The organism is Rhizobium sp. CG5, from assembly GCF_023701945.1.
GTDB lineage: Bacteria > Pseudomonadota > Alphaproteobacteria > Rhizobiales > Rhizobiaceae > Allorhizobium.
This window is the reverse complement of sequence record NZ_JABAEF010000001.1, coordinates 484,640-510,429: the sequence shown is the minus strand read 5'-3', so window position 1 is coordinate 510,429 and position 25,790 is coordinate 484,640. Positions and strand designations below refer to the sequence as shown.

Below are 25,790 nucleotides of genomic sequence, written 5' to 3'. Positions count from 1 at the left end.
GCAAGCGTCATTTCATCGGAATTTGATTGAACGTCCATTCAATATGATGCTATTCTATGTTCGATTTCAATCTCTTGAAACGATCGCTACGAGGTGCTCCCCATGGCTGCAATTCGCAACGCCGACGATATGACCCAGGATGCGCGCGACGAATTCGCGCAAACGGCCAGGGCGCACCTCATCCAGCCCTGGCCGGTGGCGGGCGAGATCGGCGCGGAAGCGCGCGGCGGCATCGTGTCCGGCGACGGAATCTACGTCACCGACATCGAAGGCCGCCGGCTGATCGACGGCCCGGCCGGCATGTGGTGCACCAATGTCGGCCACGGCTGCGAGCCGATTGCGCGCACGCTGTATGAGCAGGCCATGGCCCTCTCCTACAATTCGCCCTGGTATACGGCGAGCGAACCCTCGGTTCGCCTGTCGCAGCGGCTGGCCGCCCATGCGCCCGGCGACCTGAACCATGTCTTCTATACAACCGGCGGTTCGTCGGCGGTGGAGACGGCGCTGCGCTTCATGCAGTTTACCAACAACGTGCTCGGCCGACCGGACAAGAAGATGATCGTGGCGCGCCAGGGCGGCTATCACGGCTCCACCTATCTGTCGGCATCGCTGAACGGCCGGCCGCGCGACCACGACTGGATGGACAGCGCCGGCGAGCTGGTCATCAAGGTCGCCTGCCCCAACCCGTTCCGCCGCCCGGCCGGTCTCTCGGTGGAGGCGTTCTGCGATCAACTCGTCGAGGAATTCCGGGGCGCGATCGAAACCCATGGCGCCGATCGCATCGGCGCCTTCGTTGCCGAGCCGATCATGGCCTCCGGCGGGGTGATCGTGCCGCCAGACGGCTATCTTGCCCGCATGCGGGCCCTCTGCGCGCAGCACGATATCCTCTTCATCGCCGATGAGGTGGTGACGGCCTTCGGGCGGCTGGGCCATGTCTTCGCATCCAAGGATGTCTTCGGCATCGAGCCCGATATCATCACCTTTGCCAAGGGCGTGACCTCAGGCTATTTCCCGCTCGGCGGCGCGATGATCTCGTCGCGGCTTCTCGAACGGCTGCGCCAGTCCAATCATTCCGAGGCGATGTTCGCCCATGGCCTGACCTATAGCAGCCACCCGATCGGCTGCGCCGTGGCGCAGACCAATCTGGATCTTCTGGAGGGCGGCCTGCTTGCGCAGACACGGGTCAACGCCCCCTATTTCCAGGCGCAATTGAAGACGCTGGAAGACCTGCCCCTGGTCGGCGAGGTGCGCGGCCTCGGCCTGATGGCCTGCGTGGAATGCGTGGCGGACCGGCAGAGCAACAATCCGCTGGCACTCGATCTCGAGGTCGGCAAGCGGATCGATGCCCATTGCCAGCAGTTGGGCCTGCTGGTGCGCCCCCTCATCCACATGTGCGTGATGTCGCCGCCGCTTTCCATTTCCCGACCGCAGATCGACGATCTGGTTGCTATCCTGCGACAGGGCATCGCGCTCACCCAGGACGAACTGGTGCGCGAAGGTCTGTGGAAGGGCTGATGCATACGGTGGCGACCGGTTTCGGGGGTTGTTTCGGCTTGGCGCCTTCATTCTGGCCATTGCCGGTGCACTTCTAATTTCCTGGAAGCAGTCGTTCGTGTTCGCCACTTCCGCAACGCGCCAACTGCGGACTTGGCCACTCCGCTGCCCGCAGAATTTTCGATGCACATTGCTACATTGTCCACCGCACACGGCAACTTGCTATAAAAGCGAGTACTTCGTGCACCGCTATTCCGAAATTTTCGTTCTCAGCGCATTTATACAAGGTGCTTATTGGACGGCGTTGGCCCGGCTGGCTTCTCAGCATGCCATAGATCAAGTGTTCTTTTTGGCGGACTCCAAATGCGCAATCAGCGATTTGAATTCCGCTAGCGTCGTCGCACGGTCACTGTCTGTAGGCAATCCACTTTCAACTTGTTGAAGCTGCTCCCTCGCGCTCGTCAAGGCGTTCAGATTCGCACTAGCGCGCGGGTCGCGGGCGGCCACAAGCAACGCAAGTGCGGCATGGTAGCCGACGAATGGTTTCTCCTCTTTCAATCGGTCCACCAGCCAATCTAGCAGTTCATAGTCGGGCGTGACTTGCAGCGAGGCGATCACCACAAGCCGTTGGCCAGGTGACTGAGAGGCAATGAGTTCGTGGCGCAGCGGGACTACCGCACCGCCGAAACTCCGCATCTTGGCTACAATGACTTCCATGCGTCGCGTCCTTGAGTCACCAGGGGACATGTTTGCTCGAACCCGTTCGTATTCTCCAGCAAGGCGCATTGCCGTGCTACGAATCTCCAAGGGTTCGACAGTCTTCGCCAACATTTCCACCTCTACGGACCGCGCCAGCTCGCTGGTGGTGGGTAGGCCCTGAGGAAGGCCCGTGTGATCCTTCTCCGCACTTTTGCCCGCGCTTTCTATTTTCTTGTCAATCTCAAACCTTATATCCTTGTAAATGAACGAGCTTATTCGACTGATCGGGTCACGGAAGAGGATTAGTGCCGCGAGCACCACGAGAGGCCAACCTGCGTCATGGATGAAACGGCCGATGACATCCACAGTATCGGTCCAGTCAGACTGGGATGCCGAATGTGGTGCTGCGGCTTGGATCATCGCCTTGAGTTGTTCGAGTTGCTCAGGAGTCACTCCTGCCATCGTGAATTTATCCTCTTAGCACGCTGTCATCGATAAGTTTGGGTTGGCATCGTTTGGTATCTTTTAGCTGAGCCGTACCCGTCCGGGGCTGGCGGTTTCGGACGAATACCTCGATTACCGTCAGACCCTCCTTCAATTTCGTTGGCGAGATCGCGTAGATAGGTCGCCAGTTTCGGAGCCAATCCGTCGGTTCCGCATCTCCGCACCAACTCATCCAAATGTTTCTTTCCGCAAGATCGCCGGATGCCAAGGAACATCAACAACAACGTCCAATCCAACAGAGGCGCTCTCGGTCGCATCTGGCTCCATCGTATCCGATCGGTTCGCAGTACTCGAACGCGTGCGGCATAATCCTGAACTCGGGCTACGGCCGCGATCCAACCTGGCTCAGCTTTTCGCCCATCCGTATCAAACATTCTCTCGATTGTGCCATCATCGTTTTTTCTAAAACCGAACAACGGCAGAACGTCCGTCTCGGCAGTCTTCATGACGGCTATAAAGCCTAGCGTAATGTCATCGCTGCCACGGTTTGGTCGTGCTAAGAGCTCAAGGGTCTGATCAAGATTTCCGGAAGCCAGCGCGGCTGCGACCAATGCACCTGCAGCGTGATCGGCAATTTTCGCGTCTGCTATCCACGTTGCTCGCTTTGTCTTGCCGCCGCACCGAAGCAAAATTCCCTCTGACGTCAATTCGGTCTGCGCCTGTTTATTAACCGCGCCGAGAAGAGCCAATCGGACCGTTGGCCACAATTCTTCATTGTACTCTGACAGTTCCACTACGACTGATTTGATTTGGCTCATAGCGTCGGAAGTGCGATTGCTAAGAAATGCCAGCTCCGCGGCTTCAGTCATCGCCGCGGTCCTTGCTATGACTCTGGGGTCGATAAGGGGAGACAAGGATGCTCTGAGATCCTCCGGTGGGGAAGGCATCTCGTTATCGCTATCGGGAACTTCCATGAGTATTGATGTTTGATCGGCAAAGCTGTTGAGAAATCTGATCCGTTGCGCGCAGATTTTGTCAAAATATTTCGACGGTAGCGAGGGATGCCACGGCATTAGAGCATCTCCAAAACGTTGGAGACTCTTTCAGGTTTGACGAAGTTGGGGTTTCGCTGCCGCCAGAGGCGACTAAGGCTAGCGTCAAATTTGTCAACCCATTCGATCTGGCGCGCAGGAATGAAGAGCTTCGCTGCCACCTCCCCTTCATAGTGATAAACGGCATATTGCCGGAATAAGTTCAGTTCGCGTACCTCCTCAGCAAAGCCTGGGAGTTCTGGCGCAGGCTTCGGTGAAACCAGCACCCATAGTCTGAAGACGTATCCAGATGTACTACCTCCCTCTGTTGCGAATTCCAGGGCGGTCTGTAACGCACTATAAGCAGTGGTCATCTTGGTCGCCGGATCGAGTTCGACGCAGCCTGCGGAAAGCGAAAAATATGGTGTCCTTGACTTGGCTTTTCCAAAGCCATTTACGTGAGCGTCAAGCGCGTTTTGAGACAGAACCGAATGGCTCGATCCTGCGAATGCAGACATCCTTGTTCGTTGTGCACGCAGCCATGAAGCGGAAAGTCCCTCGCTCTGAAGTGCGCTGATTGCCTGTATATCGCTGAAGCTGTTCTGTCTTTCGACAATTCCCTTTAGGCAATTTTGAATTAACATAGGTAGCCTCCCCTATAGTGAAGGGAAAAATACCATCATAGTTCGCCTTGATCAAGCATAGGTTGCATACCCGAGAAAGATCCACCTTTGACGCGGATCGCTTTTATTTACAGCACAGTCAGCACGATTTACGAAGGGAACGATGACAAAAACAAGCCACCGGGAGCGAAATTTCACGCCTCCGATGCGCCAGATGGGGACATGATGCTGAGCGAGGGGATATCGCTAGTTCCAGGGGCGGAATATGTCAGTTGATCCAATCGAGCCGCACGCACCGCGGATCAGTCGGTGGTGATGGTAGCTACCGTGACTTTTTTGGAGGAAGCAGTCGGGTTGAATCTGAGGGTGATTTGCAGCGAGTAAAGCGAGGAGGCAAAGGACGAAGCGTTGGGTCGTCCATCGCTGTCAGCAGGCAGCTTTCGATGTCAAAACACCGACAGCATACAGTCCCCTCTCGGCCTCGCACCACCATCCGCGACACCCGCCACACACTGTTCGACATGCGCGCGTTCACCTCGGCCATTTTTTCCTCCTCCGGCGCCGTATCGAGCGTCATGACCGGCAGAACGGCCCGCAGGTGGTTGTGGTGGGTCCGAACGCCATATTCCAGATCGGAGAGATAGAAGCCGGCAAAGGCCCGCGAGGTCATCGCCTCGTTGGACCACACGGTGAGTTGCACGTCCTCGGCCATGGTATCCCGGTCGATCCGCGCCGCAAGATAGCGGGCGAGACGCTGCGCCCGCCCCTCGTCCGCATGGCGATAGATGGCGCCGCGAAGCTGGGTGCGGCCGCGGGTGATCGGGAATTCCTGGTAGAATTGCACCGTCTCCGGCGTGACCGCAATCACGTTGTTCGGGAACAGGCCGTAGTAGATCCACGCCATGCGCAGTTCCGGCGGCAGATGGGCGGCCTCCGGTGCGATGGCGCGATATTTGCCCACGCTCCAGCGCCGGCCGGCTCGCGGATTGTAGGTGGCAAAGGAACGGGAGATGCCATCGACGAACGGCTCGTCGAAATAGCTCGACCCGTAGAGGTCCTGCAGGGAGGGATGCGCCATGGCGACATGGTAGCCTTCGTTGTCGACATCGCGCACCGACTTCCAGTTGACCGGCGATTCATGGCCCCAGAACCCGCCGGTCGGAATCATGTCGGCGGTATGGTAATGGGCAAGCTCTGCCTCAAACGGCTTCATGAGTTCGGCGACGGACGGCTGCGGGCCGGGCTTGAGGCGGATGAAGACGAAACCGAGCCAGACTTCCGTCTCGATGCCGGCCAATGCGAATTCGTGCTTGTCGAGCGGCGGAAAGCTGTCCGGCCGGGCCGGGCCGCGCAAGGTGCCGTCGAGATTGTAGACCCAGCCGTGAAACGGACAGACCAGCGCGCCCCGGCAATGCCCGGTCTCTGCCGTGACGAGGCGCGAGCCGCGATGGCGGCAGACATTGTGGAAGGCCCGCACCGTGCCGTCCTTGTCGCGCAGCACGAGAACCCGCTCTCCGACCATGTCGATGGTGATGTAGCTCCCCGGCTCGGCCAGATCCTGTACATGGCAGGCGATCTGCCAATGGCTGCGGAACACATGCTCCTTCTCCAGCTCCAGCAGCGCGTCGGAATGGTAACACCACCCCGGAAGCCCCCGTCTGTCCCAGTCCCTCGGAACGGCGATATCCCTGATATGCTCGTTCATGGCGCCCTCTTATTTGCTGAACGTTCATTCAATATAAGCACGATTTGTCGATGAAGGAAAGCTCTTGAGGACATCCCGCAGCTAGGGCCGGGGCTGCGCTCATGGACCGAGGCCCGACTGACGAAGGCACATCAGCCGAACATCAAGACGTCGAGCGCGACAGACTTGTCCAATATTCCGCATGGTCAATATTTGGGCAGACAAACCAATTGACTATAATGCAGCCATAAACTAGCTTCACCTTTGAAAACGGCAGAAGCTGCCAACGGCAAAAGAGCCCCGATACCGCGAGAGCCGCGGTGCGGGGCTTTTTTTGTTCCGAACCATGACGAACAGGTGTTTCGGGGCGCCAAGCGGGAATGGAACCGGGCAATGAAGCCTTGGGGATATGATCATGAATGCAAAGGGACATGAAAAGTCGCAGCATCGGGGGCACGCGTGATGAAGCGCGAGACGGTGCCGGTGTCCATCCTCTATTCGACGACCGGGGCCTATGCCTCGCTCGGCCGGGACGCCGTCGCCGGCGCCATGGCCGCCATATCCGAAGTCAATGCCGATACCCGCTTCTCCTTCCGCATCGAACCGAAGATCGACGATCCGGCCGGTCGGGCGGAACGCTATGCGCTTCTGTGCGAGGCGGCGATCCGCCAGCACGGCTGCCGCCATGTGATCGGCACCATCACCTCCTGGAGCCGCAAGGACGTGCTGCCGGCGATCGAGCGCCATGGTGCGCTTCTCTGGTATGCCTTTCCCTACGAGGGCTACGAGGCGAGCGACAGCGCCATCTATCTCGGTGCCTGTCCCAACCAGCACCTGCTGCCGCTGTTCGATCATGTGCTGCCCCGCTACGGGCGCCGCCCCTTCATCGTCGGCTCCAACTACATCTGGGGCTGGGAGATCAGCCGCATCGCCCGCGAGATCACCGAGGGTGCCGGCGGCCAGGTAGTGTCGGAGCGGTTCGTTCCCTTGGGCTCCACGGAGGTCGACCACCTGATCGCGGAAATTGCCCAGAAGCGGCCCGATTTCATCCTCAGCAACCTGGTCGGAGAGTCGGTAACGGCCTTCCTCGCTGCCTATGATAGCCTGCGCAGAGTTACGCCCGACGCGCCGCCGGTGGTGGCCTGCAACCTGTCGGAAACCGAGTTGGAAGGTCTGACACCGTCCGCCCGGTCCGGGCATATGTCGGCCGCGCCCTATTTCAACCGGCTGGACAGCGCCGAAAACCGCGATTTCAAGGCGCGCATGGCGCTTCGCCACGGCAGCGACCGGCGGCTGACCACCTCCTTCGTTGCCGCCTATATGAGCGTCTCGATCCTTGCCCGGGCGATCGAGGATGCGGCGACCGACGCGCCAGAGGCAATCCGGCGGATCGTCACGTCACGGCTGTTCGAGACACCGCTCGGGCCGATCACCGTGGACCCCCGCACCCATCACGCGGCGCTGCGCCCCCATCTGGCGCTGTCCAACAGCGATGGTGAATTCGACATCTTCCACAGTGCACCGGCGCCGGTGGCTGCCGATCCCTATCTGGTGCGCTCGCTCGGCCGACCGCTCGGCGGCGGCGGAGCGGACGCGGATCCCGCAGCACCTCTGGCCGGTTCTATGCTGAAGGTGATCAAATGAGCCGCGCCCAGCGCCTTCCGCTTGCCACCTGGCATGCCGTCATCCTGCACCGGGAACATCCTTCCGTGGATGCCCTGAAGCGCCAGCTGGAACTGCTGCATATCCGCGTCAGCACCGTCTGGCCGCAGATCGACGGCGCCGACGCCTCGTGCGACGTCGTGTTTTTCGATGCGGACATGGGCCATGACGGCCAGTTTCCCTGGCCGCGCGGCTTTGCGCCCATGCCGATGATCGCCCTGATCGGTTCGGAGGCGCCCGGCCGCATCGAATGGGCGCTTGCCCAGGGCTCCAACGCCCATCTGCTGAAACCGATCGGCTCGACCGGCGCCTACAGCGCCCTGCTGATCGCCGCTCATGCCTACCAGATCACCCGCAGCCAGGCCGACGACATCCGGGCGCTCGAAGACCGGTTGCGCCAGCGACCGATCGTCGTTCGCGCGATCCTCAAGCTCCTGCAGCAGGAGGGGCTCGACGAGGCCGGCGCCTGGAAACGGCTGCGCAAGATCGCCATGGACTGGGGCATGACCATCGAGGAGACGGCGGAAGCCATCTGCCGCGACGATCGCCGTACCAAAAGCGGCGCCTGACAGAGATTGAAACAGAAAAGGAGCATGACGCGTGTCCATCACTGAAGGCTTTGCCCCCTATGGGGAGTACAGGACATGGTACCGGATCACCGGAGATCTGGCCTCCGGCAAGCCGCCGCTCATCGTCGCCCATGGCGGCCCGGGCTGCACCCATGATTATGTCGACAGCTTCAAGGACATCGCCGCGACCGGCCGGGCGGTGATCCACTACGACCAGGTCGGCAATGGCAAATCGACCCACCTGCCGGACAAGGGCGGCGACTTCTGGACCGTCGCCTTCTTCCGTTGCGAACTGCACAACCTGATCGACCATCTCGGCATCCGCGGCGGCTATTGCCTGCTCGGCCAGTCCTGGGGCGGCATGCTGGCGGCCGAGTTTGCCGTGGAAGATCCCGCAGGTCTCACAGCGCTGATCATCGCCAATTCTCCGGCGGCGATGAAGACCTGGATCTCGGAAGCCAACCGGCTGCGCGACGCCCTGCCCGCGGACGTGCAGGCGACATTGCTCGCCCACGAACAGGCCGGCACCACCGACAGCGCGCAATACATGGCGGCGACCGATGTCTTCAACCAGCGGCATGTCTGCCGCATCGTGCCGATGCCGCCCGAGGTCCAGCGCACCTTCGACGCGATCGCCACAGACCCGACCGTCTATTACACCATGAACGGCCCGAACGAGTTCCACGTCATCGGCACGATGAAGGACTGGTCGATCGTCGGCCGCCTCTCCACCATCACCGTCCCGACGCTGCTGATCTCCGGCCGCTACGACGAGGCCACGGAGGCCTGCGTGCAGCCCTATGCCGACGAGATCCCGGACGTGCGCTGGCGCATCTTCGAGCAATCGAGCCACATGCCGCATGTCGAGGAACGCGACGCCTGCATGGCGGAAGTCGCCGGGTTCCTTGACGCCAAGGCGCCCTGACCCATTCCACAAGAACAAGCCGTCCAGCCAAGGGCGCGACCTACAACCACGAAAAAAACCAGAGGGAAACAAATCATGACGCTACACTTGAAACCTATCGTGCGCCGCGCCGGCCTGCTTGCCGCCGGCGCCCTGCTTGCCCAGACGGCATTGTCCGGTGTCTCCCACGCCGAGGACCGCGCCGAGCTGATGGCCAAGCATCGCGGCGGCACCATGACGCTTGCCGCCGTTTCGGCCGCCGGCACGATCGATCCGATGATCAATTACACCGCCCAGTTCTGGCAGATCTACCAGATGACCTATGACGGCCTCGTCAAGTTCCGCCAAGCCGGCGGCACGGACGGCTTCGAGATCGTCCCGTCGATTGCCGAGGCCATCCCCGAGCCGACCAATGACGGCAAGACCTATGTCTTCAAGATCCGCAAGGGCATCAAGTTCTCGAACGGCAAGGACGTGACGCCCTCCGACGTCGTCGCCTCCTTCCAGCGCATCTTCAAGGTCAAGGGCCCGACCATGGGCAGCTTCTACAACGGCATCATCGGCGCCGACAAATGCATCGCCGACGCCGCCAGCTGCACGCTCGACGGCGGGGTCGTCGGCGACGATGCCGCCGGCACCGTGACGATCAACCTTGTCGCGCCGGACTCGGAAATCTTCTCGAAGCTCGCCGTCCCGCATGCCTCGATCCTGCCGGCCGACGCACCCACCGCCGATGCCGGCACCACGCCGATCCCCGGCACCGGCGCCTATTATTTCGACAGCTACAACCCGACCGAACAGCTGGTCATCAAGCGCAATCCGCATTTCAAGGAATGGAGCGTCGATGCCCAGCCGGACGGGTATGTCGACGAGATCGTCTACAAGTTCGGCCTGACCGAAGAGGCAACGATCAATGCCGTCATCAACGGCCAGATCGACTGGATGTACGACACGCCGCCGGCCGACCGCCTGCCGGAAATCGGCGCGAAATATGCAAGCCAGATCCATCTCGATCCGCTGGCCGCCTTCTGGTACGCGCCGATGAACACCAATCTGGCCCCCTTCGATAACGTCAAGGTGCGCCAGGCCGTCAACTACGCGCTCGACCGCGACGCGCTCGTCGGCCTGTTCGGCGGCGAAGTTCTCGCTCAGCCGACCTGCCAGATCCTGCCGCCGGACTTCCCCGGCCATGTCGACGATTGCCTCTATAGTTCCGAGCCCGGTCCGCAATGGGCCGGTGCCGACATGGACAAGGCCAAGCAGCTGGTCGAGGAGTCCGGCACCAAGGGCCAGAAGGTCACCGTGATCGCTGAGGACAACGCCACCTCGCGCGGCATCGGCACCTATATCCAGAGCGTACTCTCCGAACTCGGCTACGACGCCTCGATGAAGGCAATCTCGCCGAACATCCAGTTCACCTACATCCAGAACACCAGCAACAACGTCCAGATCAGCGTGACGCAGTGGTACATGGATTATCCCGCAGCCTCGAACTTCCTGAACGTGCTGTTGTCCTGCGCCTCGTTCACGCCCGGCACCGATGCCTCGATCAACATCGCCGGCTACTGCAACAAGGATCTCGACGCCAAGATGAAGGAGGCGATGACCCTGGCGCTGACCGATCCGGAAGCCGCCAATGCCAAATGGGCCGAGGTCGACAAGGGCTTCATGGAACAGGCCCCGGTGGCCCCGCTCTTCACCCCGAAAAGCGTCAACTTCGCCTCGGCCCGGCTCGGCAACTACCTGTTCAACAAGCAGAACCGCTGGATCACCTCCCAGTCCTGGGTCAAGTGAGCCGCGGCTGACGTAATCCGGCGGGCGGCGCAGAGTTGTGCCGCCAGCCAGCCCAATGACGCCGATCGGGGAAGCGATGACCGACGTTCTACAGATCACCAGCCTTGAGGCGCCGGCTCTCGCCTCCCGCCCGTCGAGAGGCCCGTGGGGGCGCGCCTGGCACATCCTGCAGCGCGACCGCGTGACGCTTGCCGCAGCGGCCGTCCTGCTGCTGATCGTGCTGTCGACGCTGGCAGCCCCCCTCTATGCCAGCCACATTGCGGCGAGCGACCCGTTCCGCTCCAATCTCAGCGGCCGCATCATGATCGACGGCAAGCGGGTCAAGGTCATGCAGGCTTCAACCGAAGGGCTTGGCCTCGGCGTGACGCCGATCGGCCCGACCTGGAGCCCGCAATATCTACTCGGCGCCGACACGCAGGGGCGCGACGTTGCCGCCCGCCTGCTTTATGGCGGCCGCAACTCGCTGTTCATCGCCGCATCGGCCACCCTCATCTGTCTCTGTCTTGCCGCCATCGTCGGCATTTCCGCCGGTTTCTTCGGCGGCTGGGTCGACAACATCCTGTCGCGCATCCTCGACATTCTCTGGGCCTTTCCCGTCTACCTGCTGGCCATCTCGCTGTCGATCGTGCTGATCTCCAACGGCATCGTCATCGGGCCGATCGAGATCGGTGCAGACAGCCTGGCTCTGCCGATCTTCATCATCGGCATCATCTACGTGCCCTATGTGGCGCGCCCGCTGCGCGGCCGGGTGCTGGCGCTCCGGGAAAGCGAATTCGTGCTGGCGGCGCGCGGCCTTGGCATTCCCGCCTGGCGCATCCTGCTGCACGATATCCTGCCCAATGTCGCCACCATGCTGATCGTCTTCGTGCCGCTGATGATGGGGCTCAACATCATCACCGAATCCTCGTTGTCCTTCCTGTCGATCGGCGTACAGGCGCCGGATGCGAGCTGGGGCACGATCATCCAGGACGGCCAGACCCTGCTCTATACGCGGCCGATCGTGGCGCTGGCGCCCGGCATCGCCATCGTGCTCACCGTGCTGTCACTGAACGTGCTGGGCGATAGCCTCCGCGACGCGCTCGATCCGCGCACCAAACTGGTTTGAGGAGAGGTTCATGATCTTCGCCGTCCTGCAGCGCCTCGGCCAGATGCTTTTCGTCATGTTCGGCATCTCCGCGCTTGTCTTCCTGATCTTCTTCGCCACGCCCGGCTCCGATCCGGCCGCCCGCCTGGCCGGCCGCAATGCCTCGCCGGAAACCGTCGAGACCATCCGCCGCGAATTCGGCTTCGACCGGCCGCTGCCGGTGCAATACGGGGTGATGATGACGAAGCTCTTCGTGACGCAGGACCTCACCTCCTTCGTCAATCGTGGCTACCGCGTCGTGCCGGCCGTGGTCGCCGCCGCTCCCGTCACGCTGTCGCTGGTCGCGGGTGCGGCGGTGCTGTGGATCGTCGGCGGCATTTTCGTCGGCGTGCTGGCGGCGCTGACCCGCGATACGCTGGTCGACCGCGGCCTGATGGCTCTGGCGCTGATCGGCGTTTCCATGCCGGTCTATTGGCTGGGCGAAATGATGAACCTGATGAGCCAGAGTCGCTTTCATGATACCTGGCTGTTTTCCTGGGTGCCGGCGCTCGGCTACAAGCCGCTGATGCAGGACCCGGCCGGCTGGTTCAAGACGCTGGTCATTCCGTGGTTCACGCTCGCCGCCCTCTATATCGGCATCTATGGCAGGGTGCTGAGGGCCAATCTGGTGGAAGCCTATCAGGAGGATTTCATCCGCACCGCCCGTGCCAAGGGCCTGTCTCCGGCCCGCGTCATGCTGCGCCATGCGCTGCGCACCTCGCTCATTCCCTTCGTGACCATGTTCGGGCTCGATTTCGGCGTGCTGGTCGGCGGCGCAGCACTGCTGACGGAAGTGGTCTTTGGCCTCAACGGCGTCGGCCGCCTCACCTATCAGGCGCTGCTCAACCTCGACCTGCCGATGATTCTGGGCACCGTCATGTATGCCTCCTTCTTCGTCGTCATCGCCAATGCGCTGGTCGACCTGGTCTATGTGCTGATCGACCCGCGCGTCAGGGGGAACTGAGCGATGATCAAGACCGAAAAAAAGATCCTCCTCGACGTCAGCGGCCTGTCGGTGTCGTTTGCCACCGACTGTGGCATCGTGCCGGCCGTGCGCGACGTGTCCTTCCGCGTCCACGAGGGCGAGATCCTCTCCATCGTCGGCGAATCCGGTTCCGGCAAATCCGTGACACTGCTGTCGCTGCTGGGGCTGCACGACGCCAAGACCACCCGCGTCGACGGCGCCGTGTCGTTCAGAGGCAAATCGCTTCTCGATCTGCCGGCAAGCCAGATGCGGGCGATCCGTGGGCGGCAGATCGGGTTGATTTCCCAGGACCCGATGACGGCGCTGACCCCGGTCTATACCATCGGCTGGCAGATCGCCGAGCAGATCCGCGCCCATGAGAATCTCTCCGCGCGCATCGCCCGCCGCCGCGCCGTCGAATTGCTAGGCGAAGTGGGCCTCTCCAATCCCGGTGAAGCGGTCGACCGCTATCCGCACCAATTGTCCGGCGGCATGCGCCAGCGCGCCGTGATCGCCATGGCGCTGTCCTGCAATCCGGCCCTACTGGTGGCCGACGAGCCGACCACGGCGCTTGACGTGACCGTGCAGGCGCAGGTGCTCGACCTGCTTCTGCGGCTGCGCAAGGATTTCGGCTCCGCCATCATCCTGATCACCCACGACATGGGCGTGGTGGCGGAAGTCGCCGAGCAGGTGGCGGTGATGTATGCCGGACGCATCGTCGAGCGCGGCAGTACGGAGGACGTGTTCTCCGCGCCGATGCATCCCTATACCTGGGGGCTGATGGCCTCGATCCCGCCGCTGACCGGCCCGCGACTGGCCAAGCTCCGGTCGATCCCCGGCATGCCGCCGACGCCCGAAACCATTTCCGACGGCTGCGGTTTCGCGCCGCGCTGCAGCTTCGCGCGTCCCGCCTGCTGTGAGCGCCCGCCGCTGCGGAAAGTCGGTGAGCAGACAGTGCTCTGCGTCATCGGCAACGACGAGCGTCCCGCCCTTCGGCAATCCGCCCTTCCCCTGGAGGAGATCGCATGAGCGCCGAAACCACCCAAAATGCGCCGCTGCTGAAGGCCCGCGGGCTGACCAAGAATTTCACCGTCGGCAAGACCATGCTCCCCGGCTCCGGTCGGGTGCTGCATGCGGTCGATGCCATAGACCTGGAAGTGTATCCGAGAGAAACACTGGGTCTCGTCGGTGAATCCGGCAGCGGCAAGTCGACGCTCGGACGCTGCCTGACCCGCCTCTACGACATCACCTCGGGGAAACTCACCTTCGACGGGCAGGACATCGCGACCGCCGGCACCGTCGCCCTGAAACCGGTGCGCCGCAAGATGCAGATGATCTTCCAGGATCCCTCCGCCTCGCTCAATCCGCGCCGCCGCGTCCGCGACATGCTGGCGGAAGTGCTCACCGTCCATCGCATCCGCGAGGGTGCGGCCGTCGAGGAACGGCTCGATGAACTGATGGAACTGGTCGGCCTGCGCCGCGAATATCTCGACCGCTACCCGCACGAGTTTTCCGGCGGCCAGCGCCAGCGCATCGGCATCGCAAGGGCGCTGGCGGTCGAGCCGAAGCTGATCGTCGCCGACGAGCCGGTCTCGGCGCTCGACGTTTCGGTGCAGGCGCAGGTGGTCAACCTGTTCGGCGAATTGCGCGACAGGCTGAACCTCACCTATGTCTTCATCGCCCATGATCTGGCCGTGGTGCGCCATGTCTCGACACGGGTGGCCGTCATGTATCTCGGCTCGATCGTCGAGACCGGCGAGACGGATGCACTTTATGCCCGGCCGCACCACCCCTATACGCGCGCCCTGCTCTCGGCCATTCCGCAGCCGCATATAAGGGGGAAACGCGAGAGGATCCTGCTGTCCGGCGAAATCCCGAGCCCGCTCTCGCCCCCCTCCGGCTGCAAGTTTTCCACCCGCTGCCCCTATGCCAAGGACTTGTGTCGCGAGACGAGGCCGGAACTGGCCACGATCGCGCCGGACCGGCAGGTGGCCTGCCATTTTCCTCTGGACTGAACACCGTCCTCCCGACGGTAGCCTCACCGAGAAAGGAATCTTCCATGTGCGTCGCCTGCACCCACACCATCCACCGCGCCCAAAGTCACTTCGGCTGGAACAGGGCCTTCGATCCGGCGATCGTCGCCAAATCAGGCGAAACGATCCTGTTCGAATGCCTGGATTCCTCCGGCGGCCAGATCGGGCCCGACGCGACGCTCCAAACCCTTGCAGCGCTCGATTTCGGCCGCATCAACCCGGTGACCGGACCGGTCTATGTGGAAGGGGCAGAGCCTGGCGATGCGCTGAAGATCACGCTGCGCGCCTTCCATCCCTCAGGGACCGGCTGGACCGCCAATATTCCCGGCTTCGGGCTCTTGGCGGAGCAGTTCAAGGATCCGGCGCTGCATCTCTGGTCCTATGACGCTACAGCCATGGCCCCGGCCCTCTACGGCCCGAAAGGCCGCGTTCCACTGAAACCCTTTGCCGGCACGATCGGTGTCGCCCCGGCCGAACCGGGCCTGCATTCCGTCGTGCCGCCCCGCCGCGTCGGCGGCAACCTCGATATCCGGGATCTGACCAGCGGCGTCACGCTCTACCTGCCGGTCGAGGTGGACGGCGCCTTGCTGTCGATCGGTGACACCCATGCCGCCCAGGGCGACGGCGAGGTCTGCGGCACGGCCATCGAAAGCCAGATGAATGTCGAGGCGACGGTGGAACTTCTGAAGGATGCCCGCCTGCCCGCCCCCCGGTTTACGACGCCCGGACCGGTGACCCGCCATCTCGACGGCGCCGGCTACGAGGTGACGACCGGCATCGGTCCCGATCTGATGGCGGCCGCACGCGAGGCCGTGTCGCGCATGGTCGATCTCCTCTCGGCCGAACACGGACTGAACCCGGTCGATGCCTATATGCTGTGCTCGGTTTGCGCCGATCTCAGGATCAGCGAAATCGTCGACCTGCCAAACTGGGTGGTGAGCTTCTATTTCCCGCGCATCGTCTTCGAATAGGGAAAGATCCATCATCTCCCCCTCTCCCATGTTTTGCTGCTTGGCAATGGCGTCAGTGAACGCGATGACAGAGTGCATATCGTTTAGTCAGCTGCCGATCATCAGGTCGTCCACTCCCTTCGCACCACTTGATCCCAACAGATCGGCGATCAGGCCGAGGGGATGGCGCAAGGCGCGTCCGTCCAGGCGTTCCGCCTGGCAGCGGCAGGAAAACCCGGTCGCAACGACGGGCCTTTCGTGCCGCATGTGCTGTGCCCAGGACATCTCGAACAAGCGGCGCGACACCGGCTGATGGCGTTTCTGATGGCCGAACAGGCCGGCCATGCCGCAGCAACCGGTGGCAGGTGTGGACAGGGTGACGCTGATCGCCGCAAAGACCTCCCCCCATAGGGACCCGGCCTGCGGCAAGGACGTCGCCTCCGTGCAATGGCTGAGCAGCGTTGCGGAGAACTCGTGTCGGGATGTCGGCAGACGGCACCCGGCAGCGATCTCCCGCGCCAGAAACTCCTGCGGCAAAAGCATGTCGGGCACATCGACCCCGGCCTTGGGATAATCCTCCCGCAGCATCATCACAAAGGCAGGATCGAGCCCGATCAACGGCGCACCGGAGGCGGCCGCGCGGTGGAGGGTTTGCGCCAGCGCGGTTGCCATAGCCTTGAAATCAGCCATGGCCCCGAGATTGAGCGCCGCCTTGCCGGCCGGCAGCATCTCGACCAGCAGCGGCCGGTAGCCGAGCGCCTTGAAGCCGGCCAGAGCATCGCGCTGCACATCCTCGTCGAACAAGGCCGTGAACCAGTCCTGAAACAGCAGCACCGTCTTGTCGGGCAAGGGCTTGCCGAGTTCGTCCAGGCCGATGCGGTCGGTCTTCGGCATGGGCCGGGCGATGTGTTTTGGCAGGTCGGTCGCCTGCAGCAAGGGCCCGGCAAACATGCGCACAAGCGGCCAGACCGGCCTGACGATCGGCGCCATGCGAACCTGAAGCCGGCTCCACCGTTCCGCCAGTATCGTCAAGCGGTCGCCAAGCGGTCGGCCCTTGCGTCCATAATAGTCGGCGTAGAAAGCCGACCGCATATGCGGAATGTCGACCTGCACCGGGCATGAGGAAGCACAGGCCTTGCAGCCGAGGCAGGTGTCGAGAACACCGAGAAGATCAGCCTCGTCGACCCGCTCTGGCGTGCCGCGATCCCGCGCCGCCTTCCAGGCGCGCAAGGCATCGGCCCGCCCCTTCGGCGACTGGCGAAGGTCGGCGCTTGCCTTGAACGACGGGCACATCGGCGCAGTCGCCTGATAGCTGAGGCACTGGGCATTGCCGTTGCAGCGGAAGGCCCGCTCCAGGGCATGGCCTTCTGTCGTGTTGAACGGCCGGAAGGCCGTCGTCGCAATGCCCATGATCTCGCCGTCGACACTCACCAGCTTGCCGGGATTGTACTGGCCCTTCGGATCAAAGGCGGCCTTCACGCCCTGCAGCGCCCGATAGGCCTCGGGGCCGATCCATTCGGCCAGAAACGCACCCCGCACGCCCTTGCCATGCTCGCCCCAGAATATGCCGCCATATTTGCGGGTCAGCTCGAACACCGCCTTAGAGATCGACACCAGCGTGTCGCGATCTTTCTGCAGGTCGATGTTGAGCGCCGGGCGAATGTGCAGACAGCCGACATCCACATGGCCATACATGCCGAAGCCGAGCCCGTGGGCCGACAGCACCGCCAGGAATTCCTCCACGAACGCTGCAAGATGTTCCGGCGGAACGACACAGTCCTCCACGAAAGCGACGGGTCGGGCCAGGCCATCGACCTTGCCGAGCAGTCCGACGCCGGCCGAGCGGATCGCCCACAGGTCCCGGATCTCCGCCTTGTCCTTTGCCACATGGACAGCACCTATGCCTGGCAGTGTGGCAAGGCGCGCAAGGCTGGCAGCAACGCGCCCGTCCAGCAGGCTTGCATCGTCACCATTGAACTCCAGGAAGACATAGGCCACGCGCGCCGCGCCCTTCGGGCAAAGCGCTTCCGGCAGACGCGACAGAATTCCGGCGGCCTGCGCCAGCTGCTGGACACGCTCATCCATCACTTCGATGGCGGTTGGCGCGTCGGAAAGCAGCGGCAGGGCGGAGGCCAGGGCCTGCGAGAAGCTGCCGAAGCCCACCACGACAAGGCGCTTTTCCGTTTCGATGCGGTGCAGATGCACCCGAACGCGGGTGATGGGCCCAAGCGTGCCTTCGGCGCCGAGAAACAGCCGCCACCATTCGAAACCACCCTTGTCGGGACAGGCGCGCTCCAGGTCATAGCCGGTAAAGCGGCGGTTGAGTTTTGGCGTCGCAGTGACAAAGGCGTCCCGGCCCGACCGCGCTACCGCTTCAGCGCGCGCCAGCATCGGGCCCGCCCAGACAGGCGCCGGCGCGAAGGAGGCAAGCAGGCCTTGCGCGCGGGCAATCTCCAGGCCGACAATATTGTCTGACGTCTTGCCATAGACGCGCGATCCCTTGCCCGAAGCGTCCGTCGAGACCATGCCGCCCACCGTACAGCGCGTCGATGTGGAGGTCTCAGGCGCGAAGAACAGCCCCAACGGCCGCAATTGCTCGTTGAGGTCATCAAGCACGATGCCCGGCTCGACATCGGCCCATTGCTCGGCGGCGTTGACCTCGATCAGCCGGTTCATGTGCCGGCGAAAATCTAGGATGACGCCGCGGTTCAGGGCCTGGCCATTGGTACCGGTGCCCCCGCCGCGTGCCGTGAGCCCGATGCCGGTAAAGGCGGGCAGATCCAAAACCCCCAGCAGACGGATGACGTCCTCCGCATCGCGCGGTGCGACGATCAGGTCGGGAAAGATCTGGTAGACGGAATTGTCGGTCGACATGGCCGCACGAAGCGCGCTGTCCGTCTCGATCTCGCCGGCAAAACGCGCGGCCCGTAGCGCCTCCGCCAGCTGGCTGATCCCGCTTGATGGCTCACCCGTCATGACGCTCTCCATCGCTGACACGACCTGTTTGAAACCGACACGGTTTTCGCTCAATCGAAGCCATGGGGAAAGAGCTCCTCGACCGTCAGGAGGCGGGAAAGGATCTGCTGCTGATAGAGTTCATCGGCGAAATCCTTCATCATCTTGCGGTTCGCAGCCATGCCGGAGGCCGCCCATGTCTCCGGCAGACCCGCCGCGGACCGGCGCAGCTCATCGAGCATGAAGGGAGATGTATCGGCATACTTGCGGCGCTTGGCAAGCCAGAGACTGCGCGACGCATCGACCATGCGGCTGAGTTCCCCGACGACCCAGGGATGGGCCGCAACGATCGGCGCCTTGACGGAGATCACGTGCATGCCGGGCATATAGCCGACAGCGTTGACATAATCGATTTCGGCCGAAACGACATGGTCGAGCAGCGGCCGCAGGTCGGAGGCCGGATCGAAGAAACCGTCCGGCATGAAGGGCGTGAAGATCGCATCGAGAAACCCCTCGCGCAACAGATCGACCATCGGCTTTTCGCCCGGACAGGCCTCGATCCGCCCCGCCCGGCCGAAACCGTCCAGCCGGTCGACGATCGGATGGGCCGCCGTCAGGCGCCCGGCATACCACCGGACATCCTCGATGCCGACGCCGGCCCGTCTCAACGCGGCGCGCGTCCAGACATTTCCGGAATCGCGCCAGCCGGTCACGCCGATCTTCTTATCCTTAAGGTCCGACAGCTGATGAAGCGTGCTGTCTTTCGTGGTGATGATGCAGCGATGCCGGAATCCCCGCATGATGAAGTTCGGAATTCCAACGACGCTGTCGTCGCCGTCATGGCGCAATTGTGCATAGCGGCTGAAGGAGACCTCCGCTGCATCGTAAACATCGCTGCCGGCAACATCCGAGACCAGCGTATCGACCCGTTCGACCTTGAGCGCCAGCAAATCCGAAGAGACGTCTCCCAGCAGCAGCGGCGTGACGTAATCCCAGTCGCGGACCGCAAGGCGGATCTTCAATGTCATCTGGCACTCCCTGATGCGAGCCGACGCTGTAAAACAGGCTCACCCACGGGCATAGCCGACCGCGCAACAGACGGTCCAATCGAAAAAATTTTGATCGCTGTTCGGAAATTTTGATCGCGCCGCTGCTGCGCAATTTTATCCCGCGCGCCACCAAAATCAAAAATCGTCACAAAACTGCCATCGGTTGAAGACGGAATCGGCACAAGCTGACGCTGTATTTGCAATTCCGGCCGCGCGCTTGATCGTTGTAATTCCAGAGAGAATAGAATGTGATCGCATACAATTCATGCTGCAGCGCAGCGTCAGGGAAAAGAAATCTATATCTCATAAAGAAAATTTTGATTGGACAGCCACGGGCTGCAGATAGTTCGATCACCAGGCAAATTCTTTAAAAGCTCTCCGCTCTGCCCTCCAACCGTTTCGAGGTTTCCATGACGAGCTCCTTCCACAAGGGTACAATGGCCACAAGACGTGCCGTCCTGCTGGGTCTAGGCGCCGGTATCACAGCGCTGGGATTGCCGCACCGTCTGAGCGCTCAGGCCGCTGGCTCCGTGCTGAAGTTCGGCCTGTCGACCTTTCCCCCGACGATCAAGCCTTTCGACAATACCGGCGGCGCCGCCAATACCGTGAAGCTGATGATGTATCGCGGGCTGATGGGCTATGATGCGGCGGGCACGCTGCAGCCCGAGGCGGCCGAAAGCGTCGAATGGAGCAACCCGAATACCGCCGTCTTCAAGCTGCGCAGCAATGCCGTCTTTCATGATGGCAGCCCCGTGACGTCAGCCGATGTGATCTACTCGCTTGGAGAAATCACCAAGGAAGGCTCCAGCGCCTATCTGAAGAGCGACCTGAAGATCATCACCGACGTCAAGGCGCTGGACGACAAAACCGTGCAGATCACGCTCAACGCACCGAGCGCCATCTTCCTCGACCTGATGGCCAGCTATTGCTGCCCGATCATCTCGACGAAGAGCACCCCGGAAAACGTCATCGGCGCCGGTCCCTTCACCATGAAGGGCAGCGAAAAAGGCGTCTATATCGAACTGGCGCGCTTTCCCGACTATTACATGGCGGATCAGCCCAATGTCGACGGCATCCGCTTCATAGCCTATGCCGACGAGAACCTGCGCTATGCAGCCCTTGAAGCCGGCGATGTCGATCTGATCGAGTACCTGCCCTGGACCCAGTTCGACGCCGTCGAGGCATCGAGCACGCTGACGATGAAGAGCACGCTCGGGCCTTTCATGTTCCTGCTGTTCAACGTCACCGATGGTCCCTTCGCCAATCCCAAGGTTCGCCAGGCCGTTGGCTATGCGATCGAGCGGCAAGATGTGGTCGATGCGGCCTTTGCCGGCCGTGGCGTGCCGCTTTACGGCCTGCCAAACCCGCAGGGCTCGCCCTTCGACCTGACCGACCCCGCCCATCAATGGACATTCGATATCGACAAGGCAAAAGCCCTGCTGACGGAGGCGGGCTATCCGAACGGCTTCGAGTGCCGGCTGCTGGCCACCGCCACCTATGGCATGCACCAGGATACCGCCTCCGTGGTCCAGGCCTATCTCGCCATGATTGGCATCACCGCAACGCTGGATCTGCCCGACTGGGGAACGCGCGTTACCGCCGGCAAGGAAGGCAAATACGACATCGCCGTCCACGGCACCTCCGGCAATTATAACGATCCCGATGCGCTGTGGTCGCTGCTCTATTCGGGCAATCCGTCCTATCTGCAGTCCTTCGGCTTCAAGAGTGAGCGGATCGACGGTCTGTTGGAAAAAGGCCGCAGCGAAATCGACCCGGCCAAGCGCAAGGCCATCTACAAAGAGCTGGTTGTCGCCTATTTCGAGGAAGTGCCGCAGGTGCCGCTCAACTGGCGCGTCCAGGCCTATGCGATGCGCAAGGCGGTCTCGGGCTTCGAACAGCTACCAGGCTTCCTCAGCGGCTCCTCCGCCTACGCGCTCGACGAGACGAAACTGGCATAAGGGGTTTTGCATGCTGGCCTTTGTGATACGCCGCGTGGCGGCCGCAGCCGCCATGCTGCTGGTCATCGGCACGATCATCTTCTCGCTCCTGCTCATCGTGCCCGGCGATCCCGCAGAACTGCTTCTGTCCACCGGAGGCGGGTCGGCGACACCCGAGGCCATCGCCAATGTCCGGGCCGAAATGGGGCTCGATCAGCCGGTTCTCGAGCAGTACGGAACCTTCCTCTACAACACGGTGCGGTTCGATTTCGGCCGGTCAATCGTCGACAAAGGGGCAATCTCGGACGCCATCGCCCTGCGCCTGCCGCGCACGCTCGAACTGATCATCGTCGGCGCCATCCTGGCCCTCGGCCTGGCGATTCCGGCCGGCACCATTGCGGGACTAAAAGCCGGCGGACGGTTCGATATCACCGCCTCCGGCCTCAATGCCCTGATCACCTCGGTGCCCGGCTTCGTGATCGGCACCCTGTTCATCTACTTCTTTGCCCAGCAACTGGGCTGGCTGCCGGCGGGTGGCTATGTCGCCTTTGCCTCCAATCCCGGCCAGCATCTGCAGATGCTGATCCTGCCGGCGCTGACCGTCGGCCTGCATCTCGGCACCATCATTTTCCGCATGACGCGGGCAAGCGTGCTGGAAATGCGCGGCCATGACTGGGTGCGCACCGCCGCCGCCAAAGGACTGCGCCGATCGCTGGTCGTGCGCCGCCATGTGCTGAAGAATGCGCTCGGACCGATCATCACGGTGGTCGGCCTGCAGCTCGGCATTCTGCTGGGTTCGACGGTCCTCGTCGAATTCGTCTACAACTGGCCCGGCATCAGCGGCCTTCTGGTCTCGGCCGTCGAACAGCGCGACTACCCGACCGTTCGCGCCATCATTCTCACCGTCGCCGCGATCTTCATCGGCATCAATCTGGTGATCGACATCCTGTCATCGCTCATCGATCCGAGGATCCGTCTGCAATGAACCGGTTGTTCCACATCCCCAGGCCCATGATCCTGCCCAGCATCCTGCTGGTCGCCCTGATCCTGATCCCGTTTGCAGCGCCGCTGCTGACCGACGCCGACCCGATCAAGATCGCCGTGCGCAACCGGCTGGCTGCGCCAAGCCTCGCGCATTGGCTGGGGCAGGACGAGTTCGGCCGCGACCGCCTGGCCCGTGTGCTCTATGGCGGCCAGGTCTCGCTGACCGTCGCCTTTGTGGCCACCACCATTGCCGGGATCGTCGGAACGCTGTTCGGCCTGGTCGGCGCCTATTTTCGCGGACCTTTCTCCTTCATCAGCACCAAGCTCGCCGACGTGGTGCTGTGTTTTCCGCCCATCCTGCTGGCGCTGCTGGTCGTGACGCTGTTCGGCCCCGGAGCGACCACGCTGGTTGCCGTCTTGTCGGTGCTGTATTTTCCAAGCTTTGCCCGGATCGCCTATTCGGAGGCCATGCGCGTCTCGGCGCTTGATTTCGTCGAAGCGTCCCGCGCGCTCGGCACCCCCTCCGGCAGCATCGTGCTACGCACCATCCTGCCGAACATCGCCGGCCCCGTCTCGGTCCAATATTCCCTGACCGCCGCCGCCGCCATCACCATTGAAAGCGGTCTGTCCTTCCTCGGCCTCGGCGTGGTTCCGCCGGCCCCCTCCTGGGGACAGATGATCCGCGGCGCAAGGCAGTTCATGAACCAGGATCCGCTTGGCATCATCATTCCCTGCGTGGCGCTGGTGCTGACGATCTATGTGATCAATTTCTTCTGCGACCGGCTGCGCGACGCGCTCGATCCGAAGGGGGGAGCCGCAGACGGCAAGGACCAGACCTCGGTGCCGCTCTCCCTGGCGAATGCGCCCGTCGACGAGGACCCCGACGTGGTGGCGACGATCCGCAACCTGCGCCTCGATATCGCGCGGCCCGGCGCGGCCGTCTCCGTCATCGAGGACGTGTCCCTGACCCTGCGCGCCAACCAGTGCACAGCACTCGTCGGCGAAAGCGGCTCCGGCAAATCCTTGTCGTCGCTGGCCCTCATGGGCCTGCTGCCGGGCGCGATCCGGCAGGTCGGCGGCACGCTGCGGCTGCGTCGAAAGTCCGGCGAGATGATCGATCTTGGCCAGCAGACAGCACGGGCGCTGGAAGAAATCCGCGGCAATGACGTGGCCATGATCTTCCAGGAACCGATGACCGCGCTCAATCCGATCCACAAGGTCGGCGCGCAGATGGTCGAGGCCATCCTTGCCCATCGGCCGATGTCTTCAGCCGACGCACGCCGCCATGCCATCGAACTGCTGCAACAGGTCGGCATCAACGAGGCCGAGCGGCGTTTCGACGGCTATCCGCACGAAATGTCCGGCGGCATGCGCCAGCGGGTGATGATCGCCATGGCGCTAACCTGTGCGCCACGCCTGTTGATCGCCGACGAGCCGACGACTGCACTCGACGTGACGATCCAGGCCGAGATCATCGAACTGCTGCAGAGCCTGCGCCACAATCAGGCCGATGGCCTGAGCCTCCTGTTCATCAGCCATAATCTCGGCATCGTCGCCGATATCGCCGACCGGGTCGCCGTGATGTATTCCGGCCTGGTGGTCGAAGAGGGACCGGCCGACCTGATCCTGCGCGATCCCCATCACCCCTATACGCGCGCCTTGATCGAAAGCATGCCGTCGTCCCATGAGCGGCTGCATTCGACACGCGGTGACCGCCTGCCGGCCATATCGGGCACCCCGCCCCTACCCGACGCCCGCCCCTCCGGCTGCGCCTTTCGCGACCGCTGTCCGATCGCGGTGACGGCCTGCGCGGCAACAAGGCCCGCCCTTTTGCCATCCGCGGACGGGCAGCGATCCGTGCGCTGTCTGCTGGCGCCCGGAATACCTGTCGTTCCGGACGACACATCGGAGCAAGCCGCATGAGCGCCCCACCACTTCTCGAGGTCGAGAGCCTCAACAAGAGCTATCCCGTCGGTCGGCGCGGGCTGTTCGGCAAGCACACCATGCAGGTGCTGCACGATGTCAATCTGAGCGTCGCGCCCGGCGAAGTGCTCGGTCTGGTTGGCGAAAGCGGCTCTGGCAAGAGCACGATCGGCAGGGCGATCCTGCGTCTGATCCGCTCGCAGAGCCAGACGATGCGTTTCGACGGCATCGATCTCAACACGATCTCCCGTCCGCAACTGCGCGACCTGCGCCGGCGCATGCAGATCATCTTCCAGGATCCCTATGCCAGCCTCGATCCGCGCAAGACCATTCGCGCCGTGCTGTCGGAAGCGCTGGACGCCCATGGGCTGCACAAGGGCGCCGGACGGGCTGCACGCCTGACAGAGCTGATGGGGCTGGTCGGTCTCGACCCGAGCTTTCTCGACCGTCGCCCGCACGAATTCTCCGGCGGACAGCGCCAGCGGATCGGCATCGCCCGTGCGCTGGCGGTCGAGCCGCGCTTCATCGTCTGCGATGAAGCCGTCTCGGCCCTCGACGTCTCGATCCAGGCGCAGGTGCTCAATCTTCTGGCCGAGCTGCGCCGGAAGACCGGCATTTCGCTTCTCTTCATCAGCCATGACCTGTCCGTCGTGCGCTTCATCTCCGATCGGGTCATGGTGCTCTATCTCGGTCGGGTGATGGAAGTCGGTCCGGCCGACGCGGTGCATTTTGCGCCGAAACACCCCTATACCGCGGCGCTGATCTCGGCCGAGCCCGGCCTGCATCACGAAAGCCGCCGCATCCGCCTGAGCGGCGAGACCCCCTCGCCGCTTCATCCACCCTCCGGCTGCGTGTCCCGCAGCCGCTGTCCCTATCCCCAGCCCGCCTGTGCCGACACCGTCCCGCCGCTCAAGACGGTCGGCGATCGGCATCAGTCGGCCTGCATCCGCGACGATATTCTTCTCTAA

At 62.7% G+C, this 25,790-nt stretch carries 20 protein-coding genes; 14 read left to right on the top strand and 6 right to left on the bottom strand.

Annotated features, from left to right (window positions below; all coding sequences use genetic code 11):
* The first annotated feature begins 102 nt into the window (after positions 1 to 102).
* A complete protein-coding gene (locus HGO38_RS02520) occupies positions 103 to 1,515 on the top strand; it encodes an aminotransferase (RefSeq protein ID WP_250954332.1) in 1,413 nt (470 codons plus the stop codon).
* 315 nt (positions 1,516 to 1,830) lie between these two features.
* Here the strand turns inward: HGO38_RS02520 and HGO38_RS02515 are convergent, their stop codons facing one another.
* The 4 genes from HGO38_RS02515 to HGO38_RS02500 all read right to left on the bottom strand — a co-directional run bounded on the left by HGO38_RS02515 (position 1,831) and on the right by HGO38_RS02500 (position 5,996).
* Complete coding sequence (locus HGO38_RS02515; protein WP_250954331.1) at positions 1,831 to 2,655, bottom strand: hypothetical protein; 825 nt, start codon at positions 2,653 to 2,655, stop codon at positions 1,831 to 1,833.
* A 26-nt stretch (positions 2,656 to 2,681) separates the two neighbouring features.
* A complete protein-coding gene (locus HGO38_RS02510; RefSeq protein WP_250954330.1) occupies positions 2,682 to 3,506 on the bottom strand; it encodes a hypothetical protein in 825 nt (274 codons plus the stop codon).
* Between the two features lie 203 nt (positions 3,507 to 3,709).
* A complete protein-coding gene (locus HGO38_RS02505) occupies positions 3,710 to 4,312 on the bottom strand; it encodes a hypothetical protein (RefSeq protein ID WP_250954329.1) in 603 nt (200 codons plus the stop codon).
* A 301-nt stretch (positions 4,313 to 4,613) separates the two neighbouring features.
* Entirely contained in the window at positions 4,614 to 5,996 is a 1,383-nt protein-coding gene (locus tag HGO38_RS02500; protein ID WP_250954328.1) for an aromatic ring-hydroxylating oxygenase subunit alpha, read from the bottom strand.
* Positions 5,997 to 6,437: 441 nt separating this feature from the next.
* On the opposite strand from HGO38_RS02500, the gene HGO38_RS02495 reads away from it, so the two are divergent.
* The 9 genes from HGO38_RS02495 (at position 6,438) to HGO38_RS02455 (ending at position 15,995) form a co-directional block, all read left to right on the top strand.
* Positions 6,438 to 7,619 (top strand): transporter substrate-binding domain-containing protein, encoded by a 1,182-nt coding sequence (locus HGO38_RS02495; RefSeq protein ID WP_250954511.1) that lies wholly within the window; start codon positions 6,438 to 6,440, stop codon positions 7,617 to 7,619.
* Positions 7,616 to 8,206: an ANTAR domain-containing response regulator gene (locus HGO38_RS02490; RefSeq protein WP_250954327.1), complete on the top strand. Its 591-nt coding sequence runs from the start codon at positions 7,616 to 7,618 to the stop codon at positions 8,204 to 8,206. Before HGO38_RS02495 ends, HGO38_RS02490 begins: the two co-directional genes overlap by 4 nt.
* A gap of 31 nt (positions 8,207 to 8,237) precedes the next feature.
* A complete protein-coding gene (locus HGO38_RS02485; RefSeq protein WP_250954326.1) occupies positions 8,238 to 9,131 on the top strand; it encodes a proline iminopeptidase-family hydrolase in 894 nt (297 codons plus the stop codon).
* 75 nt (positions 9,132 to 9,206) lie between these two features.
* Positions 9,207 to 10,904: an ABC transporter substrate-binding protein gene (locus tag HGO38_RS02480; protein ID WP_250954325.1), complete on the top strand. Its 1,698-nt coding sequence runs from the start codon at positions 9,207 to 9,209 to the stop codon at positions 10,902 to 10,904.
* 76 nt (positions 10,905 to 10,980) lie between these two features.
* Positions 10,981 to 12,009, top strand: coding sequence for an ABC transporter permease (locus HGO38_RS02475; protein ID WP_250954324.1), 1,029 nt, complete (start codon positions 10,981 to 10,983; stop codon positions 12,007 to 12,009).
* Between the two features lie 10 nt (positions 12,010 to 12,019).
* The gene (locus tag HGO38_RS02470) at positions 12,020 to 12,991 is read left to right on the top strand and encodes an ABC transporter permease (RefSeq protein ID WP_250954323.1); all 972 of its coding nucleotides are present in this window, start codon (positions 12,020 to 12,022) and stop codon (positions 12,989 to 12,991) included.
* Between the two features lie 3 nt (positions 12,992 to 12,994).
* The gene (locus HGO38_RS02465) at positions 12,995 to 14,020 is read left to right on the top strand and encodes an ABC transporter ATP-binding protein (RefSeq protein ID WP_250954322.1); all 1,026 of its coding nucleotides are present in this window, start codon (positions 12,995 to 12,997) and stop codon (positions 14,018 to 14,020) included.
* Entirely contained in the window at positions 14,017 to 15,006 is a 990-nt protein-coding gene (locus tag HGO38_RS02460) for an ABC transporter ATP-binding protein (protein WP_250954321.1), read from the top strand. The genes HGO38_RS02465 and HGO38_RS02460 overlap by 4 nt, the downstream gene beginning before the upstream one ends.
* A 44-nt stretch (positions 15,007 to 15,050) precedes the next feature.
* Positions 15,051 to 15,995, top strand: a complete 945-nt coding sequence (locus HGO38_RS02455; protein ID WP_250954320.1) for an acetamidase/formamidase family protein — start codon at positions 15,051 to 15,053, stop codon at positions 15,993 to 15,995.
* 87 nt (positions 15,996 to 16,082) lie between these two features.
* On the opposite strand, the gene HGO38_RS02450 is transcribed toward HGO38_RS02455, so the two are convergent.
* Together HGO38_RS02450 and HGO38_RS02445 are read right to left on the bottom strand one after the other, a co-directional pair.
* A complete protein-coding gene (locus HGO38_RS02450) occupies positions 16,083 to 18,950 on the bottom strand; it encodes an FAD-binding and (Fe-S)-binding domain-containing protein (RefSeq protein ID WP_250954319.1) in 2,868 nt (955 codons plus the stop codon).
* Between the two features lie 50 nt (positions 18,951 to 19,000).
* On the bottom strand, positions 19,001 to 19,957 hold the full coding sequence (locus HGO38_RS02445) for a nitrate ABC transporter substrate-binding protein (protein ID WP_250954318.1): 957 nt from the start codon (positions 19,955 to 19,957) through the stop codon (positions 19,001 to 19,003).
* Positions 19,958 to 20,415: 458 nt separating this feature from the next.
* Here HGO38_RS02445 and HGO38_RS02440 point away from each other — a divergent pair, with 458 nt between their 5' ends.
* Genes HGO38_RS02440 through HGO38_RS02425 form a run of 4 tightly spaced genes read left to right on the top strand, consistent with a single transcriptional unit; the run spans position 20,416 to position 25,790 of the window.
* The gene (locus HGO38_RS02440; RefSeq protein ID WP_250954317.1) at positions 20,416 to 21,936 is read left to right on the top strand and encodes an ABC transporter substrate-binding protein; all 1,521 of its coding nucleotides are present in this window, start codon (positions 20,416 to 20,418) and stop codon (positions 21,934 to 21,936) included.
* Positions 21,937 to 21,946: 10 nt separating this feature from the next.
* Complete coding sequence (locus HGO38_RS02435) at positions 21,947 to 22,900, top strand: ABC transporter permease (protein WP_250954316.1); 954 nt, start codon at positions 21,947 to 21,949, stop codon at positions 22,898 to 22,900.
* The gene (locus tag HGO38_RS02430; RefSeq protein WP_250954315.1) at positions 22,897 to 24,822 is read left to right on the top strand and encodes a dipeptide/oligopeptide/nickel ABC transporter permease/ATP-binding protein; all 1,926 of its coding nucleotides are present in this window, start codon (positions 22,897 to 22,899) and stop codon (positions 24,820 to 24,822) included. Before HGO38_RS02435 ends, HGO38_RS02430 begins: the two co-directional genes overlap by 4 nt.
* Positions 24,819 to 25,790, top strand: a complete 972-nt coding sequence (locus HGO38_RS02425) for an ABC transporter ATP-binding protein (RefSeq protein ID WP_250954314.1) — start codon at positions 24,819 to 24,821, stop codon at positions 25,788 to 25,790. The genes HGO38_RS02430 and HGO38_RS02425 overlap by 4 nt, the downstream gene beginning before the upstream one ends.

Bases quoted from the DNA above. Each gene is read 5' to 3' on its own strand.
- HGO38_RS02520 (WP_250954332.1), top strand. From the start codon at position 103: ATGGCTGCAATTCGCAACGCCGACGATATGACCCAGGATGCGCGCGAC.
- HGO38_RS02515 (WP_250954331.1), bottom strand. From the start codon at position 2,655: ATGGCAGGAGTGACTCCTGAGCAACTCGAACAACTCAAGGCGATGATC.
- HGO38_RS02510 (WP_250954330.1), bottom strand. From the start codon at position 3,506: ATGACTGAAGCCGCGGAGCTGGCATTTCTTAGCAATCGCACTTCCGAC.
- HGO38_RS02505 (WP_250954329.1), bottom strand. From the start codon at position 4,312: ATGTTAATTCAAAATTGCCTAAAGGGAATTGTCGAAAGACAGAACAGC.
- HGO38_RS02500 (WP_250954328.1), bottom strand. From the start codon at position 5,996: ATGAACGAGCATATCAGGGATATCGCCGTTCCGAGGGACTGGGACAGA.
- HGO38_RS02495 (WP_250954511.1), top strand. From the start codon at position 6,438: ATGAAGCGCGAGACGGTGCCGGTGTCCATCCTCTATTCGACGACCGGG.
- HGO38_RS02490 (WP_250954327.1), top strand. From the start codon at position 7,616: ATGAGCCGCGCCCAGCGCCTTCCGCTTGCCACCTGGCATGCCGTCATC.
- HGO38_RS02480 (WP_250954325.1), top strand. From the start codon at position 9,207: ATGACGCTACACTTGAAACCTATCGTGCGCCGCGCCGGCCTGCTTGCC.
- HGO38_RS02475 (WP_250954324.1), top strand. From the start codon at position 10,981: ATGACCGACGTTCTACAGATCACCAGCCTTGAGGCGCCGGCTCTCGCC.
- HGO38_RS02470 (WP_250954323.1), top strand. From the start codon at position 12,020: ATGATCTTCGCCGTCCTGCAGCGCCTCGGCCAGATGCTTTTCGTCATG.
- HGO38_RS02465 (WP_250954322.1), top strand. From the start codon at position 12,995: ATGATCAAGACCGAAAAAAAGATCCTCCTCGACGTCAGCGGCCTGTCG.
- HGO38_RS02460 (WP_250954321.1), top strand. From the start codon at position 14,017: ATGAGCGCCGAAACCACCCAAAATGCGCCGCTGCTGAAGGCCCGCGGG.
- HGO38_RS02455 (WP_250954320.1), top strand. From the start codon at position 15,051: ATGTGCGTCGCCTGCACCCACACCATCCACCGCGCCCAAAGTCACTTC.
- HGO38_RS02450 (WP_250954319.1), bottom strand. From the start codon at position 18,950: ATGACGGGTGAGCCATCAAGCGGGATCAGCCAGCTGGCGGAGGCGCTA.
- HGO38_RS02445 (WP_250954318.1), bottom strand. From the start codon at position 19,957: ATGACATTGAAGATCCGCCTTGCGGTCCGCGACTGGGATTACGTCACG.
- HGO38_RS02440 (WP_250954317.1), top strand. From the start codon at position 20,416: ATGGCCACAAGACGTGCCGTCCTGCTGGGTCTAGGCGCCGGTATCACA.
- HGO38_RS02435 (WP_250954316.1), top strand. From the start codon at position 21,947: ATGCTGGCCTTTGTGATACGCCGCGTGGCGGCCGCAGCCGCCATGCTG.
- HGO38_RS02430 (WP_250954315.1), top strand. From the start codon at position 22,897: ATGAACCGGTTGTTCCACATCCCCAGGCCCATGATCCTGCCCAGCATC.
- HGO38_RS02425 (WP_250954314.1), top strand. From the start codon at position 24,819: ATGAGCGCCCCACCACTTCTCGAGGTCGAGAGCCTCAACAAGAGCTAT.